Genomic DNA, 16,262 nt, shown 5'->3' on the forward strand with positions numbered 1-16,262 from the left:
AGCGGCAGCGCCTTGCCGCCGCGCATCTGCTCGTCGGCGGTGATCAGCGCCACCGCGCCGACGTCGACCAGCCGCTCCTGCAGCGACTTGGCGGAGAAGCCGCCGAACACCACCGAGTGCGTGGCACCCAGGCGCGCGCAGGCCTGCATCGCGACCACGCCCTCGACCGACATCGGCATGTAGATCACCACGCGCTCGCCCTTCTTGATGCCGAGTGACTTCAGGCCGTTGGCGAAGCGGCACACCTTGGCGTGCAGCTCGCGGTAGGTGACGCGCGTCACGGTGCCATCGTCGGCCTCGAACACGATCGCGACCTTGTTGGCATTGCCGTTCTGCAGGTTGCGGTCCAGGCAGTTGTACGAGGCGTTGAGCTCGCCGTCCTCGAACCACTTGTAGAACGGCGCGTTGCTCTCGTCCAGCACCCTGGTGAAGGGCTTGTTCCAGTGCAGCAGCTCGCGGGCGTAGCGGGCCCAGAAGCCTTCGTAGTCGCGCTCGGCCTCGTCGCACAGGGCGCGGTAGGCGTCCATGCTGGGAATGGCGGCCTGGCTGGCAAAGGCCTCGGGCGGGTTGAACACGCGATGCTCCTGCATCACCGATTCGATGGCGGACATGGACTGGTCTCCTGATTTTGGACTGGCTTTGGCTGCCACGTTACGCCCGACGGCTTACTTAAACCTGACGATAAATCCCTGCAGCCGGCAGGATCAGGCGCTGCAACGTGTTGCATTGCAGCGGGAAGAATCGGGGGCGCGCCGCGAAAGTGCAGCCTTCTCCATTAGGCTAGCACAGCTATAATGCCGCGAGCCTGATACCTGAATGCGGCGCGGCCCTTGCCGCGCGGTAGCACCGCCCAGCCCGGACCTGCCGTGCACCGCGCCGGCGTGTCGACCGGAAGATCCCGAGGCAAGTACCCGTGCCCGCCAACGCTGCTGTCTTCACTCCCGTCTACGTACTGTTCCTGGTCGCCTCGATGGCGCTGGTCGGCAGCAACGTCGGCCTCGGCAAGTCCATCATCGCCCATGTGCCGGTGCTGCTGTTCGCGCTGCTGCGCTTTGTCATCGCCATCGTCTGCCTGGCACCGTGGTACCGGCCCGCGCGCATGCGCCGGGTCTCGCGCGGCGAATGGCTGAACCTGTTCCTGCAGGCGTTCTTCGGCACCTTTCTGTTTACGCTGCTGATGCTCAACGGCGTGCGCCTGACCAGCGCCATGGCGGCGGGCGTGATCACCAGCACCATCCCCGCCACCGTGGCGCTGCTGTCCTGGCTGCTGCTGCGCGAACGCCTGTCGCGGCGCACGGTGGTGTCGGTGCTGCTGGCGGTGGCGGGCATCGCGGTGCTCAACATCGCGCGCGGCGATTCCCACGGCACCGGCGCAGGCAGCCAGGCGTGGCTGGGCAACCTGATGATCATGGGCGCGGTGGTGTGCGAGTCGATCTACGTGATCCTGTCGCGCCGGCTCACGCAGACGCTGGCCGCGATCGAGATCTGCGCCTACACGCACCTGATCGGCGGACTGCTGATGCTGCCGCTGGGACTGCTGCCGCTGCTGAACTTCGACGCCGCCGCGGTGCCGGCACAGACCTGGCTGATGGTGCTGTGGTACGCGCTGTCGGCCAGCGTGTTCTCGTTCTGGCTGTGGATGAAGGGCATCCGGCATGTGCCGGCGCAGCTGGCCGGGGTCTTCACCTCGGTGCTGCCGGTGGCCGCGGCCACCTACGGCATCGTCTTCCTGGGCGAGCAGCCAGGCTGGCCGCATGGCGTGGCGCTGGCGTGCGTGCTGGCCGGGATCGTGCTGGCCAGCTGGCCGGGGCGGATCACGCGCGGCGCGTGGCGCGGCAAGGCGGCCGGCGCCGAGCCGGGGGCGCGCGCCTGAGCGCTGCGGCAAGGCAGCGGTTACCGCTGGTAACACAGCGTTGCCATGGTCGCTTGGTACAATCCACGCCGATTTTCAACTCCGCCGACCCCGCCCCGCCATGGCTTCCAACCCGATTCCCGAGCAGCAGCCGCAAACCCTGCGGCCGATTCCCAGCATCATCTTCGCGTCGCGCTGGCTGCAACTGCCGCTGTACCTGGGCCTGATCGTGGCCCAGGGCGTCTACGTCTACCATTTCCTGATCGAGGTCTGGCATCTGCTCGCCCATGTGACCGAGTTCGACGAGAACAAGATCATGCTGGTGGTGCTGGGGCTGATCGACGTGGTGATGATCTCCAACCTGCTGATCATGGTGATCGTCGGCGGCTACGAGACCTTCGTCTCGCGGCTCGGCATCGACAACCATCCCGACGAGCCCGAATGGCTCGACCACGTCAATGCGGGCGTGCTGAAGGTCAAGCTGTCGATGGCACTGATCGGCATTTCGTCGATCCACCTGCTCAAGACCTTTATCGACGCCGAGCAGCGCACCACCCATACCATCATGTGGCAGGTGGCGATCCACCTGGCGTTTCTGCTGTCAGCGGTGGCGATGGCATGGGTCGACCGCATGGTGAGCCACCCCGCCGGCGCGCCCGCCAGGCATTGATAGCGGCTTGCGGGGCCAACCCGCTTGCTTGCGGACCGCGGCCATGTGCCGCGGTTTTTGCTTTTGGGCCGACGCATCGGCCAACAGCGGCGTCTACCGCACATTCATCGCTGTGGACGGCTGTATGCAGCCGGGCAGAGCGCCGCTGCTCAGTGTATGATTTCGGGCTGTGTTTCACCGCTGCCCACCCCACAAAATGACCGTCATCAAGCAAGAAGACCTCATCCAGAGCGTCGCCGACTCCCTGCAGTACATCAGCTACTACCATCCGATGGACTACATCACCAGCCTGGGCCGCGCCTATGAGCTGGAGCAGAGCCCGGCGGCCAAGGACGCGATCGCGCAGATCCTGACCAACAGCCGCATGTGCGCGGAGGGCAAGCGTCCGATCTGCCAGGACACCGGCATCGTCACGGTCTTCGTCAAGGTGGGCATGGACGTGCGCTGGGACGGCGCCACCATGGGCCTGACCGACATGATCAACGAGGGTGTGCGCCGCGGCTACACGCACCCCGACAACGTGCTGCGCGCCTCGATCGTCAGCCCGCCCGAAGGCGGCCGCAAGAACACCAAGGACAACACCCCGGCCGTGATCCACTATGAAGTGGTGCCGGGCAACACCGTCGACATCCAGGTCGCGGCCAAGGGCGGCGGCTCGGAGAACAAGTCCAAGTTCGTGATGCTGAACCCGTCGGACTCGATCGTCGACTGGGTGCTGAAGACCGTGCCGACCATGGGCGCCGGCTGGTGCCCGCCGGGCATGCTGGGCATCGGCATCGGCGGCACCGCCGAGAAGGCGATGGTGATGGCCAAGGAATCGCTGATGGAATCCATCGATATCCAGGACATCATCGCCCGCGGCCCCAGGGACTGGGTTGAGGAACTGCGCGTCGAGCTGTACGAGAAGGTCAACGCGCTGGGCATCGGCGCCCAGGGCCTGGGCGGCCTGGCCACCGTGCTCGACGTCAAGATCATGGCCTGCCCGACGCACGCAGCGTCCAAGCCGGTAGCGATGATCCCGAACTGCGCCGCCACCCGCCACGTGCACTTCACGCTGGACGGCAGCGGCCCGGCCAAGCTGGAAGCGCCGGACCTGTCGCAATGGCCGAAGGTCGAGTGGGCACCCAACACCGAGACCTCCAAGCGCGTCGACCTGGACACGCTGACGCCGGAAGAAGTCGCCTCGTGGAAGCCGGGCCAGACCCTGCTGCTCAATGGCAAGATGCTGACCGGCCGCGACGCCGCGCACAAGCGCATCGCCGACATGCTGGCCAAGGGCGAGAAGCTGCCGGTGGACTTCAAGAACCGCGTGATCTACTACGTCGGCCCGGTCGATCCGGTGCGCGACGAGGCGGTCGGCCCGGCCGGCCCCACCACCGCCACGCGCATGGACAAGTTCACCGAGATGATGCTGGCCGAGACCGGCCTGATCTCGATGATCGGCAAGGCCGAGCGCGGCCCGGTGGCGATCGAGGCCATCAAGAAGCACAAGTCGGCCTACCTGATGGCGGTGGGCGGTGCCGCCTACCTGGTGGCCAAGGCGATCAAGCAGGCCAGGGTGGTCGGCTTCGAAGACCTGGGCATGGAAGCGATCTACGAGTTCGAGGTCAAGGACATGCCGGTGACGGTGGCCGTGGACAGCGAAGGCACCTCGGTGCACAAGACCGGCCCGGCAGAATGGCAGGCCAAGATCGGCAAGATTCCGGTCGCCGCGCTGTAAGCCACTACGCGCCGGGACGGTAGAATCCGCCGTCGCGCTCGAAAAGCCGGGTTCCGACCCGGCTTTTTTCTGCACTGTTTCGTGTCCTCCTCGCATCCCAGTGAACCCCGCACCCATCGGCGTCTTCGATTCCGGCCTCGGCGGCCTGTCGGTGCTGCGCGAGATCCGCGCCCTGCTGCCGCACGAGCCGCTGCTGTACCTTGCCGACTCGAAGTACGCGCCCTACGGCGAAAAGCCCGAACGTTTTGTCGAAGCGCGCACGCTGCAGGCCTGCGAGTGGATGATCGATCAGGGCTGCAAGGCGCTGGTGATCGCCTGCAATACCGCCACGGGCCATGCCGTGGCGTTGCTGCGCGAGCGGCTGGCGGTGCCGATCATCGGGGTCGAGCCCGGCCTGAAGCCCGCCGCCGCGGCCAGCCGCAGCAAGGTGGTCGGCGTGCTGGCGACCGCCAATACGCTCAAGAGCGCGAAATTCGCGCGGCTGCTGGCATCGCTGGACGGCGAAAGCCGCTTCCTGTGCCAGGCCGGGCTGGGACTGGTGACGCTGGTCGAGCAAGGCCAGACCGACGGGCCCGCCGTGCGCGAGCGCCTGGCGGCTTACCTCGCGCCGATGCTGGAAGCCGGCGCCGATACCCTGGTGCTGGGCTGCACCCACTACCCCTTCCTGGCAGGCGCTATCCGCGCCATCGCCGGCGATCGGCTGGCGCTGGTCGATACCGGCAGCGCGGTCGCGCGCCAGCTGGCGCGCAAGCTCGACGAGCATGCGCTGGCCGCGCCGTCCGGTGCCCGGGGGCATGACCGCTTGCTCTCGACCAAGGATGCCGCGCATTTGCGCGCGATGGTGGCCGCGCTGCTGCAGATGCAAGCCGCTGCGGAAACCGTGGTGATCGAGCCGGCGCCGGCGTTCTGACCGGCGCCCTCGGTTACCCCTTCGATCAGCGCAGGAAGCCGAGCGGCCGGTGCTCGCGCACCTCGGGCTTGATCGCATGCTCCTGGCGCAGCTGCGCCAGGAATTCATCGGGCGTCAGCGCCTCGCCCAGCAGCACGCACTGGCGCTTGACCGTGGCAAAGTCGCCGGGCGTCAGGCAATCCATCGCATCCAGGTCCGCGCGCATGGCGTCGGTCAGGCCGGCGGCGTTGCCGTCGAGCGCCTCGTCGACGAACATGGCCACGCGCTGCGCCGGCTTCAGCGCGAGGAAACGGATCTTGAACGAGAAGCGCCGCAGCGCGGCCTCGTCGATGCGGTCGAACAGGTTGGTGGTGCAGATAAAGATGCCGTTGAAGCGCTCCATGCCCTGCAGCATCTCGTTGACCTCGGAGATCTCGTAGTTGCGCACCGCCTGCTGGCGGCTCTGCATGAAGCTGTCGGCCTCGTCCAGCAGCAGCACCGCGCCGTCCTCTTCCGCGCGCGCGAACATCGCGGCGATCTGCTGCTCGGTCTCGCCCACGTATTTGCTCATCAGGTCCGAGGCGCGCCGGATCATCAGCGGCAGGTCCAGCTCGGCCGCGATATGCTCGGCCAGCGCGGTCTTGCCGGTGCCGGGCGGGCCATAGAAGCACAGCGTGCCGCGCTGGCGCACGCGCAGCGCGTCGACGATCTTGACCACGTCATAGCGGGTCTCGAGATGCAGGTTCTCGAGCCGGTAGTGCGTGACCACCGGGCGCGCTTCGGCTTCCGGGCGCAGGCCCATGGCGCGGTCGGCATGTTCGAGCTGGCGCAGGATCAGCGCCTCCACGGGCTCTTCCACGTTCGGCCGCGCCAGCTCGACAAAGCGCGCCGCCGACTGCACCTGCGCCGGCGTCAGGGTCTTGCGCGCGGCCAGCCCGGCGATAAAGGCATCGCTGACATCGAGCCCCCCCAGGTGCTTGCGGATGATGTTCTCGCGCACCAGCGGCGGCGGGATCTTCAGCTCGAGGTGGAACTGGAAGCGGCGCAGGTAGGCCGGGTCGATCTGGCGGATCGAATTGGAAATCCAGATCACCGGCACCGGGTTCTGCTCCAGCGTCTGGTTGACCCAGGCCTTGCCGTTGACCGAGGCGCGCGCGTCCTCCTGGCCGAACAGGCTCATCAGCTCGCGCGCGCTGCCCGGGAACACGTCTTCGACTTCGTCGAACAGCAGCGCGGTATGGGCGCGCCCGCGCAGGAACGCCTGCGACACCTGCAGCGAACGGTAGCGGTCCTTGCCCGACAGGCTGTTGCCGTCGCGATCCAGGCAATCGACCTCATACAGCTCGCAGCCGGCCTCACGTGCCAGCAGCCGCGCGAACTCGGTCTTGCCGGTGCCGGGCGGGCCGTAGATCAGTACGTTGACGCCGCTGGCGTGCTGGCGCGTGGCATTGGCCAGCATGGCGCGCAGGTAGCGCGCGTCGGTCTCCACATGCGGATAGTCGGCGGTGGTCAGCGTGGGCGGCGCGGCCGGGCGCGTGAAGACCGCCATCATCTCGGCCTCGTTGGCGTAGTTGCCGAGCAGCACATGCAGCAGCCGGTCCGACAGCCGCATCAGGTCGCCGAGGTCGGTCACACTGTTTTCAGGCAGCGGCTGCTCGATCAGGTTAAGGGTCTCCAGCCGCGAGCCGGGCCGCAGCGACGCCGCCACGTCGGCCGCGCCGGCGCCGGTCAGGCCGGCCAGGATCTGGAACGCCTCCTGGCTGTGCGCGACCTTGCAGTCGACCATCACCGCGCGCAGGTCGCGCTTGTACTTGGCCAGCGCGGCATACAGCAACAGCTTGCGCTCGTGGTCGGGCAGGTCCAGCACGTGGCTGAGCATGTCGATATTGCGCACCAGCAGCACGCGCTCGCCCTCGAGCCGCTGGGCGATCGCCGCGGCCGACGCGTCGAACACGGCGAACATGTCCTTGGCGTGGTGCTTGACGTACTCGTCGAGGTAATAGAACAGCGCGCTTTCATCGAAGGCGCTGTTCCACTGGCCATGGCGGTCGAGGAATTCTTCCGGGGTCAGGCGCGCCGCGCCCTTCCAGGCGGGCATGTCGGCGCAGCGCGCGGCCAGGAAGCGCTGCACGCGCAGCACCACGCCGTAGGGCCACACCATTTCCTGGGCGCTGACGGTCAGGACATCGTTGATATTGCTGCGCAGGTTGAAGCGCGGGCCCAGCGCGCAGACCACGCGCAGCGCAAACTGCGCACACATCCAGTCCAGCGCCGAGCTGGACGATGCGCCGGGCATGGAGCGCAGCAGCGTCGATCGGTCATCTTCAGCAAAACGTGTGAAGTCCATGAACGGGTCCCCGAGCGCGCGATGCGCGATGGCGGGCCGCGACAGGCGCACCGCCACGTCTGCAGTGTCTTTCTATGCTAGCGCGCTTTCCCGCCCTGCGGGCGCGCCCGTGCACGGCCGGCGCCGGCCAGGGTGGCCTGGGGCACCGAAGCGCGGCGCGGTGCCATGGCGTGCCAGCGCGCATGATCCAACCGTATTGCCCTCCCCGATTTGCCGCCGGGACTTGCCGGTATAACGCGCGCGGGCGGAAAATTCCAGTTGCGACGCACAAATCACAACAAATAAGAATCATTATCGTTTATACTCAGCAGCTGACACGCTGCCCCAGAGTGGCGCTCCCACGGCAACCCAGTTGAAGGAGCGTTTATCATGGAATTGCTGCTTAGCCTGCTGGTCGGTTGCGGCATCTCGCTGATCCTGTTCTACCGCAAGTGACGGCGCACGGCCGCCAAGGTGTCGCCGCCGGCAGACTTTTGTTGTTGACACATGTTCGACCAACGCTTCTTAAAGATTACGCTCGCCGTGCTGCTGTTCCACGCCGGCCTGCTTTACCTGATCCAGAGCGGGCTGGCCCGCAAGCTCACCGAGGCCGTGATCGCGCCGGAAATCATCGCGCGCATCATTCCGCTCGAGCCACCCAAGCAGGAGGCGCCGCCCGAGCCGCCCAAGCCGAAGCCCAAGCAGGAAACCCCGCCCAAGCAGGTCAAGGTGACCACGCCCAAGCCGACGCCGCCGCAGCCCAAGCCGGCACCGCAGCCGGTCGCCGACCTGCCGCCGACGCCTTCGGCGCCTGCAGCGCCGCCCGCCCCGCCGGCGCCCCCGGCCCCGCCCGAGCCCGCCCCGGCACCGGTGTCGGCCGCGCCGCGTGCCGTCGGCATCGGCGAAATCCAGTGCACGCCGCCGCAACCGAAGTATCCTTCCCAGTCGCGCCGCATGGGCGAGACCGGCAAGGCCGTGGTGCGGCTGACCACCGATGAAAGCGGCAAGGTCGTCAAGACCGCCGTGGTGACGTCGAGCGGCTCGTCGCGGCTTGACCAGGCCGCGGTGGAAGCCGTGCAGGCCATGCGCTGCAAGCCCTATATGGACAACGGCCGCGCCGTCGCCGTCACGGCGCAGCAGCCGATCGGCTTCGAGCTGAACTGACCGCCCCCGATTTCCGATCTCTGATCTGACCTAAACCAAGCGAACTCACCAGGAAACCAACACATGCAGGACCTCGGACTCACCCACCTCTGGTCGCAAGGCGACTTCGTCATGCGTGCGACCGCCATCATTCTGCTGATCATGTCGCTCGCCTCATGGATCGTGATCCTGACCAAGGCGTGGGATCTGGTGCGCCTGAAGAAGATGGCGCAAGGCGCGGAAAAGCGCTTCTGGCATTCGGACGATTTCGACCACGCGCTGGAAACCCTGGGCGCCGGCGACGCCAACCCGTTCCGCACGCTGGCCATCGCCGGCAAGGAAGCCGCCCAGCACCATCGCGCCAGCCAGCCGCAGCTGCACGACGTGATGGATATCTCCGACTGGCTGACGCGTTCGCTGAAAAGCTCCATCGATGAATCGGTGGCACGCATGCAGTCGGGCCTGGCGGTGCTGGCATCGGTCGGGTCGACCGCGCCGTTCGTCGGCCTGTTCGGCACCGTGTGGGGCATCTACCACGCGCTGATCGGCATCGGCGCCTCGGGCGTGCCGACCATCGACAAGGTTGCCGGCCCGGTGGGCGAGGCGCTGATCATGACCGCCTTCGGCCTGGCCGTGGCAATCCCCGCCGTACTGGGCTATAACGCCCTCACCCGCGGCAACAAGTCGGTGATCTCGAAGCTCAACCGCTTTGCCCACGACCTGCACGCCTACTTCGTCACCGGCGCGCGCGTGCGCCCCACCGGCGCCCGCGCCGAGGACGGCACCGTGCGCCTGGCCACGGCACAGCGCTAAACCGCTAGCAAGGAAGTCATCATGGCATTCGGTACTCTCGAAGGGGACGACGACGAGGTGATGAGCGAAATCAACATGACGCCGCTGGTCGACGTCATGCTGGTGCTGCTGATCATCTTCATCATCACCATCCCCGTGATCAACCACGCGGTGAAGATCGACCTGCCGCGCGCCACCAACACGCCGAACGACCCCAAGCCACAAAACATCAACGTCTCGATCGACGCTAGCGGCAAGGTCTTCTGGAACCAGGTGGAAGTGGACCAGGCCACGCTGGAAAGCAATATCGCGCTGGCCGCGCAGCAGCAGCCGCAGCCTGAGCTGCATCTGCGCGCGGACCGCGAGGTGCGCTACGAGCGCGTGGCCGAGGTCATGGCCGCCGCGCAGCATGGCGGCCTGGGCAAGATCGGCTTCATCACTGAACCCAAGCAGTAAGCCGGCCCCTGCGGGCACGTCTCTGAACGACAAAGGGCACCTTCGTGTGCCCTTTTGTCATGGTGCCGAGAGCTTGCGAAGATGCCGGCCAGCGCCGTGGCTCCGGCCGTAGTCGTCGCGCCACTCGTAATCTTAGCGAGAGGCTATTGTAATGATAACAATTCTCATTTAATATCATTCCATTGACTGCGCCAGGCGCGGCACCGCCGGCCCGGATCGCACTCCCCTAACTCTCCTATCGCAGAACGGAGCCAGATGATGAGCACACTTTCCCTGCCGCTGTCGCAACCCCGCGAAGTCACCCGCCGCCGCCTGTCGCTGCGCCGCGTCGACGTGGCCGCGCAGCCGCGCCGGGATGCCGGGGCAAAAACGGCCCCGTCGGCGATCGCCTCGGTCAAGTCCGCCGTGGCGGCCCTGCCCGCGCGCCTGGAAGCGCTGGTGCGCGACAGCCTGAGCTCGGCGCCGGCCGGCGAACCGGTGGCGCTGGATGCGATCATGCGCGGCGCCAGCACGCTGCCGATCCTGCACAACGGCGAGGTCTACACGCTGCGCGTGACACGCTACGGCAAGCTGATCCTGACGAAATGACGCTGCCCCCGCGCGTTGCGGCAGGAAGGCAGCCGGGGGAGCGATTCGCAATCCGCGCCAGGCGCGGACGCCACGAACGTGGTCGCAAAGACTTTTGTGGGGACCACCTCGGAACGAGGTGTTGGGCAGTAGCCAGGTATGCGTGCCGCGGGCGGGAGTCAGACCCCGGCCGTACCCAGCCATGCCCTCTTTTATGCCGCCCCGCAGGCGCTGCCTGCGGGGCTTTTTCATGCACCGGCGCCAGCGCCGGCGCGAACGCCTTACAGTCCGAGCGCGGCGATGCCGGCACGCGCGACCTGCGCGTCCTCGGTCGACTTCACGCCCGACACGCCGACGGCGCCCACCACCTGCTCGTTGCAGACGATGGGCACGCCGCCCTCCAGCATGCCCTGCAGCACCGGCGCCGTCATGAACGAGTAGCGGCCGTTGTTGATCATGTCTTCGTAGACCTTCGACTCACGGCGGCCCAGCGCCGAGGTGCGGGCCTTTTCACCGGCGATATAGGCCGAGATCGGCGCGGCGCCGTCCAGGCGCTGCATGGCCAGCAGATGGCCGCCGTCGTCGACCACGACGATCGACACGGCCCAGTGATGGTTCTTTGCCTCGGTTTCCGCTGCGGCCATGATCTTCTTCACGTCGTCTGCCGTCAGAACCGTCTTTTGCTGCATGCCACTCTCCTGGTCATAGATTTGGATAGAGGCCGAAGTATAGCGCCGCACCTGCGCCACCGTCATGGCAGCACCGCCACCGGACGACTGAGCTTGCGCACCACAGCAAAATGGCCCGCAAGCGGGCCATGGGTCATGCGATGACTGCGGCGGTGCGGTCAGGCGCCGTCGGTGAACGGGTCGACCTTGCCCAGCCTGGCGCCGTCGGTGTACGGGTCGGTCTTGCCGACACGCGCGCCGTCGGTGAACGGATCCGGCTTGCCGACCTTGGCGCCATCGGTGTACGGGTCGACTGCGCCGACCTTGGCGCCGTCGAGATACGGGTCGACCTTGCCGACCGCGGCGAACGAGGCGGTGGACGCAGTGCCCAGGAGCGCCAGTGCGGCGGCGGCAATCACGGCTTGTTTGATCTTCATGAGATTCCCCTTGCTTCTTGGTTGGTCACGGCATCGCACGCCAGAGGGACCAGCGTCATCGCGATGTCACACAAGTAGTTTAGGGAAAACCCTTAGCGTCGTGCAGGTGATGCTTTGAGCAGTCCGTTCAAATATTTTGACCTCTATCAAATTGCGCCGGTCCGCCCGGAACCAGGCCGGCACCGTTATGTCGCGCTCGCAGCGCCAAAAGGAAAGGGCCCGCAAATGGGGCCCCTTCAGAACAGCCTCGATCCAGGATCGTGCTCAGTCACGCCACCTGCCGTGGCCGTGGCCATGTCCATGGCCACGGTGGTAGCCCGGCGGGCCATAGTAACCGCGATGGCCGCCGTAATAGCGCGGCGGGCCGTAATAGCCAGGACCGTAGTAAACCGGGCGCGGGCGGACCACCACTGGCGGTGGACCGTAATAGACCGGAGCGGGCGCCACCACGACCGGCGGCGGGCCATAGTAGGCCGGAGCGGGCGGATAATACGCCGGCGCACCGATCACCACGCCCGGAACGCCGACGGACACGCCAACGCTCACATGGGCCATGGCTGCGCCAGACGCCAACCCGGCGGCAATACCGCATGCTGCAAGCCACCAACGTTTCATATCCGCCTCTCAAAGTGGGATTTCTCGTAACTGGTATTGTAGGGGTTCGGAAATTTCCAGGTGCAACGGCGCGCACGACATTGTTACCAGCCGTAACAGTGTCGTCACTTTTCGCCAGAGACCAGTTGCAGGTCGTCGGCACGCGCGCCTGCCCTTCCGTCTCAGCCGCGGCTTGCATCCGGGATGCGGAGCCACCACAATATCGGGCTTGCCGCGCGCTGCAGCACCCTGGGCCGGTCTGGCACCGACCGGTAACGGCAACAGACGCAGCGCACGCGCCCGAGTGGTGAAATCGGTAGACACAAGGGACTTGAACAATTTGAGCCTTCGGGGGGAAACGCCCGAAGTGACGCCCGTCAAAGTCGGCGAACGCCCTGGATGCCATGGCATCCGAGCCAACGCCGAGCCAAGCCCAGCCGCCAAGGCCGGGAAGGTGTAGAGAGCAGACGGCGGGCACCTACGGCCGCAAGGCTATGGTGAAGGCGTGCTCCAGCCCACGAACAGCGCCCGCGCTGGCGGCGAAAGCCGAAGTGGGAAGAAAATCCCTCGCCGCAAGGCGTGCCGGTTCGATTCCGGCCTCGGGCACCAAATCCACAGTTGCCATCCTTTGCTTTGGCGGCGACATCCTGCGGGCCGCTGCTCACTGCTGGCGGTCACTGCTGGCGGCCGCCGAAACTTGCAGCGAAACAAAAAGGGGGCAATCGCCCCCTTTTTGCCTGACTCCGGATTGCGCCGTCACGCCATCGCGTAGCACATCAGCGCCCCCGCGCCCATCAGGAACACGAACAGCACACCGGCCAGCGCCAGCGGCTTGCGGCCTGCGCGCACCAGGTCGCCGATGCGGGTGTGCAGGCCGATCGCGAGCATCGCGCAAGCCAGCAGCCAGTTGTCCAGCGCGATCAGCGGCGCCTTCCAGGCAGCGGGCACGGCGCCGGCCGAATTGACCGCCATCACCGCGACAAAGCCCACCGCGAACCAGGGCACCGACTTCATGATGCCGCGCAGGCGGCCTGCGCCGGCGCCGGACCGGGCCGGCTGCGAGCCGCCCTGAGGCCACAGCGCCATCACCAGCAGCAGCGGACCCAGAGCCAGCACGCGCACCATCTTGGCCACCACGGCGGCGTCGGCGGTTGGCTCGCTGATCATCTTGCCGGCGGCGATCACCTGCGCCACTTCGTGCAGCGTCGCCCCGGTAAAGATGCCGAACATGCGCTCGCTCACGGCCCAGTGCCAATGGCCGGTGGCCAGTTCGTACAGATAGGGATAGAGCAGCATGCCCACGGTACCGAACAGCACCACCGTCGCCACCGCCACGGCAGTCTGCTTGTCGTCGGTGCGCACCACCGACGACACGGCGATCGCCGCTGCCGCGCCGCAGATGGCGCTGCCGGAACTGACCAGGATCGCCTCGCGGCGGCTCAGGCCGAACCAAGTCGTGCCAACCCAGGTGCCGAACAGCAGCGTGGCCACCAGCATGGTCAGCGGCACGGCGATGCCCGGCAGGCCCAGCGCGACGATCGAGGCGAAGGTCAGGCGCAGCCCGTACAACGCCACGCCCAGCCGCAGCAGGTAATGCCGCGCCACCTGCATGCCGGGGGCCAGCGGCGCCAGCCAATGGCGCGGCAACGTATTGGCCGCAACCATGCCGGCGCACATGGCCAGCGTCAGCGCGCTGAGCCCGTAGCGCGATACCGCCGGATGCTCGGCCAGCGCAATCGCCAGCCACGCGATGCCGCCCAGCGGGAGCAGTGTCAGCAAGCGCTGCGACCAGGGCGGCGGCAAGGCCGGTGCCGCGGTTGGCGCGGTGGCCGGAGTGGTGCGGGGGCTGGAGACGGAAGACATGGCGGGCTCGAGTTGGGTGTGCTTTAGTGACTCCAGCGTAATGGCGCCCGCCTAACCCGTAAAACGGGTAATATCGTTATGCGTTATTGATATTTTCGATATGGACCCTCACGCCCACCAGCCGGCCGCGCCGCGGCCGGAGCAGCGCCCGCTGCGCCTGACGCTGCGCCAGTTGTCCGTGTTCGTGGCGGTGGCCCAGCATGGCAGCACGATGGCGGCTGCCCAGGCGCTGGCGATGTCGCAATCCGCGGTCAGCGCGTCGCTGGCGGAGCTGGAGCGCGCGCTGGACAGCCCCCTGTTCGACCGCATCGCGCGCCGCCTCAGCATCAACGAGACCGGCCGGCAATTTTTTCCGCGCGCGCTGTCGCTGCTGGACCAGGCGCAGGAACTCGAGCGTTTTGCCGGCCAGACCGGGGTCCAGTTGCGCATCGCCGCCAGCAACACCATCGGCAGCTATATGCTGCCGCCGCTGCTGGCGGGCTTCCGCCACTCGCGCAGCGGCCCGTGCACGCTGGACCTGCGCATCGGCAATACCCGCGAGGTGCTGCAGTCGCTGCTGCAGTTCGAAGCCGATATCGGCCTGGTCGAAGGCGCGAGCCACGAACGCGACCTGCGCAGCGTGCGCTGGTGCGACGACGAGATGGTGGTGATCGTCGGCCCCTCCCACCCGCTCGCCGCGGCACCCCATGACCTGGTGGCCCTGCGCGATGCCGAGTGGATCGTGCGCGAGCCCGGCTCGGGCACGCGCGAGGTGATCGAGGAGCGGCTGGTGCCGCTGCTGGGCGAACTGCGCTTCGCGCTGGAACTGGGCAACGCCGAGGCCATCAAGCGAGCGGTGATGAGCGGCTTTGGCGTCAGCTGCCTGTCGCTGCATGTGGTGCGCGACGAACTCGAGCGCGGCACGCTGGTGGCGATCCGCGATGGCCTGCCGCGCATCGTGCGGCCCCTGCAGCTGGTGGTGCACCAGGACAAGTTCCCGACCCAGGGGTTGCTGGCGTTCACCGAGTACCTGCGCACCATGGCGCCGCGCATCGGCGCCTGAAGGGAAACCGGTCAGGCCGGCTGGGGACCGGCGCCGCGGCTGCGGCGCGCCGTGTACAGGTCGAGCATGTGGAACAGCACGGGATTGAGCATGATCGACAGCAGCGCACCGGCCAGGATCAGCGCCTGGCCGCGTTCGGGCAGGATCTTCAGATAGACACCGAGGCTGGCGAGGATGAACGAGAACTCGCCGATCTGCGCCAGGCTGACGGCAATGGTCATGCCGGTCTGCCCCGAATGCCCGAAGGCGCGCACGATGCCCAGCGCCGCCAGCGACTTGCCGACCACGATGATAAACAGCGTCGCGAGCACGCCCCAGGGGTCGTTCACCAGCACCATCGGGTCGAACAGCATGCCCACCGAAACGAAGAACAGCACGGCAAAGGCGTCGCGCAGCGGCAGCGATTCCTCGGCCGCGCGATGGCTGAATTCGGATTCCGCCAGCACCATGCCCGCAAAGAACGCACCCAGCGCAAACGACACGCCGAACAGCGCATAGGCGCCATAGGCCACGCCCAGCGCGGTTGCCAGCACGCCCAGGCGGAACATCTCGCGGTTGCCGGTCCAGACGATGCGCTCGAGCATCCATGGGATAAAGCGGCGGCCGATTACCAGCATCACCGCCACGAACGCCGCCACCTTGCCCAGCGTGGCGAAGATCGCCAGCACTACCTCGGGGCCCGCAGCGCCGGACGCCGGGCCCGCACCGGCCAGCAGGCCGGCCATTGCCGGCAGCAGCACCAGCGCCAGCACCATCGCCAGGTCTTCGACGATCAGCCAGCCAACGGCGATGCGTCCCTGCGGCGATTCCACCAGGTTGCGCTCCTGCAAGGCCTTGAGCAGCACCACGGTGCTGGCCACCGACAGCGCCAGCCCGTACACCAGCCCCTGCCCCCACGACCAGCCGAAGCCCCACGACACCAGCATGCCCATCAGCGTGGCGATGCCGATCTGCACCACCGCGCCCGGAATGGCGATGCGTTTGACCGCCATCAGGTCCTTGATCGAGAAATGCAGGCCCACGCCGAACATCAGCAGGATCACGCCCAGCTCGGCCAGTTCCGGCGCCAGCGCCTGGTCGGCGGTGTAGCCGGGGGTATGCGGCCCCACCACGATGCCCGCGCACAGGTAGCCGATCAGCGGCGGCAGGCGCAGCCGACTGGCGACCGCGCCAAGGATGAAGGCCAGGACGATACCGCCGACGATGGTACTGATAAGCGGGGTGGCGTGATGCATGCGTGCGG

At 67.2% G+C, this 16,262-nt stretch carries 16 protein-coding genes; 9 read left to right on the plus strand and 7 right to left on the minus strand.

All coding sequences use genetic code 11. The features are described 5' to 3' along the window. Positions 1-611, minus strand: a 611-nt coding sequence (locus A3AG_RS31530; RefSeq protein ID WP_018005125.1) for an AMP-binding protein, incomplete at its 3' end; no start/stop codon positions are given. 302 nt (positions 612-913) lie between these two features. Here A3AG_RS31530 and A3AG_RS0109235 point away from each other — a divergent pair. The 4 genes from A3AG_RS0109235 to murI all read left to right on the plus strand — a co-directional run bounded on the left by A3AG_RS0109235 (position 914) and on the right by murI (position 5,152). Next, the gene (locus A3AG_RS0109235) at positions 914-1,873 is read left to right on the plus strand and encodes a DMT family transporter (protein ID WP_018005126.1); all 960 of its coding nucleotides are present in this window, start codon (positions 914-916) and stop codon (positions 1,871-1,873) included. Positions 1,874-1,973: 100 nt separating this feature from the next. Then, on the plus strand, positions 1,974-2,522 hold the full coding sequence (locus A3AG_RS0109240; RefSeq protein ID WP_018005127.1) for a TIGR00645 family protein: 549 nt from the start codon (positions 1,974-1,976) through the stop codon (positions 2,520-2,522). A gap of 196 nt (positions 2,523-2,718) precedes the next feature. Continuing rightward, the gene (locus A3AG_RS0109245; RefSeq protein WP_018005128.1) at positions 2,719-4,242 is read left to right on the plus strand and encodes a fumarate hydratase; all 1,524 of its coding nucleotides are present in this window, start codon (positions 2,719-2,721) and stop codon (positions 4,240-4,242) included. Between the two features lie 100 nt (positions 4,243-4,342). Then, the gene (gene murI / locus A3AG_RS0109250) at positions 4,343-5,152 is read left to right on the plus strand and encodes a glutamate racemase (protein ID WP_018005129.1); all 810 of its coding nucleotides are present in this window, start codon (positions 4,343-4,345) and stop codon (positions 5,150-5,152) included. Positions 5,153-5,177: 25 nt separating this feature from the next. Here the strand turns inward: murI and A3AG_RS0109255 are convergent, their stop codons facing one another. Next, positions 5,178-7,478, minus strand: coding sequence for an AAA family ATPase (locus A3AG_RS0109255; protein WP_026164068.1), 2,301 nt, complete (start codon positions 7,476-7,478; stop codon positions 5,178-5,180). A gap of 486 nt (positions 7,479-7,964) precedes the next feature. On the opposite strand from A3AG_RS0109255, the gene A3AG_RS0109260 reads away from it, so the two are divergent. The 4 genes from A3AG_RS0109260 (at position 7,965) to A3AG_RS0109275 (ending at position 10,436) form a co-directional block, all read left to right on the plus strand. Further along, complete coding sequence (locus A3AG_RS0109260) at positions 7,965-8,621, plus strand: energy transducer TonB (RefSeq protein WP_018005131.1); 657 nt, start codon at positions 7,965-7,967, stop codon at positions 8,619-8,621. 63 nt (positions 8,622-8,684) lie between these two features. Further along, complete coding sequence (locus A3AG_RS0109265; protein ID WP_018005132.1) at positions 8,685-9,413, plus strand: MotA/TolQ/ExbB proton channel family protein; 729 nt, start codon at positions 8,685-8,687, stop codon at positions 9,411-9,413. 21 nt (positions 9,414-9,434) lie between these two features. Beyond that, positions 9,435-9,848: an ExbD/TolR family protein gene (locus tag A3AG_RS0109270; RefSeq protein WP_012353289.1), complete on the plus strand. Its 414-nt coding sequence runs from the start codon at positions 9,435-9,437 to the stop codon at positions 9,846-9,848. Positions 9,849-10,106: 258 nt separating this feature from the next. After that, entirely contained in the window at positions 10,107-10,436 is a 330-nt protein-coding gene (locus A3AG_RS0109275; RefSeq protein ID WP_026164069.1) for a hemin uptake protein HemP, read from the plus strand. A gap of 260 nt (positions 10,437-10,696) precedes the next feature. On the opposite strand, the gene A3AG_RS0109280 is transcribed toward A3AG_RS0109275, so the two are convergent. The 4 genes from A3AG_RS0109280 to A3AG_RS0109295 form a co-directional block, all read right to left on the minus strand. Then, a complete protein-coding gene (locus A3AG_RS0109280) occupies positions 10,697-11,104 on the minus strand; it encodes a heme-binding protein (RefSeq protein WP_026164070.1) in 408 nt (135 codons plus the stop codon). A gap of 158 nt (positions 11,105-11,262) precedes the next feature. Then, complete coding sequence (locus tag A3AG_RS0109285; protein ID WP_018005135.1) at positions 11,263-11,520, minus strand: hypothetical protein; 258 nt, start codon at positions 11,518-11,520, stop codon at positions 11,263-11,265. 264 nt (positions 11,521-11,784) lie between these two features. Continuing rightward, positions 11,785-12,135: a hypothetical protein gene (locus A3AG_RS34530; RefSeq protein WP_018005136.1), complete on the minus strand. Its 351-nt coding sequence runs from the start codon at positions 12,133-12,135 to the stop codon at positions 11,785-11,787. Positions 12,136-12,870: 735 nt separating this feature from the next. Then, on the minus strand, positions 12,871-13,977 hold the full coding sequence (locus A3AG_RS0109295; RefSeq protein ID WP_018005137.1) for a YeiH family protein: 1,107 nt from the start codon (positions 13,975-13,977) through the stop codon (positions 12,871-12,873). 100 nt (positions 13,978-14,077) lie between these two features. On the opposite strand from A3AG_RS0109295, the gene A3AG_RS0109300 reads away from it, so the two are divergent. Further along, positions 14,078-15,019 carry a LysR family transcriptional regulator gene (locus tag A3AG_RS0109300; RefSeq protein ID WP_018005138.1) on the plus strand — a complete coding sequence of 314 codons (942 nt, stop codon included), beginning with the start codon at positions 14,078-14,080 and terminating at the stop codon, positions 15,017-15,019. A gap of 11 nt (positions 15,020-15,030) precedes the next feature. Here A3AG_RS0109300 and A3AG_RS31535 read toward each other — a convergent pair whose 3' ends face one another. Further along, positions 15,031-16,254 carry a cation:proton antiporter domain-containing protein gene (locus A3AG_RS31535; protein ID WP_018005139.1) on the minus strand — a complete coding sequence of 408 codons (1,224 nt, stop codon included), beginning with the start codon at positions 16,252-16,254 and terminating at the stop codon, positions 15,031-15,033. Positions 16,255-16,262 lie beyond the last annotated feature (8 nt).

This window comes from Cupriavidus neocaledonicus, from assembly GCF_000372525.1.
GTDB classification, from domain to species: Bacteria; Pseudomonadota; Gammaproteobacteria; order Burkholderiales; family Burkholderiaceae; genus Cupriavidus; species Cupriavidus neocaledonicus.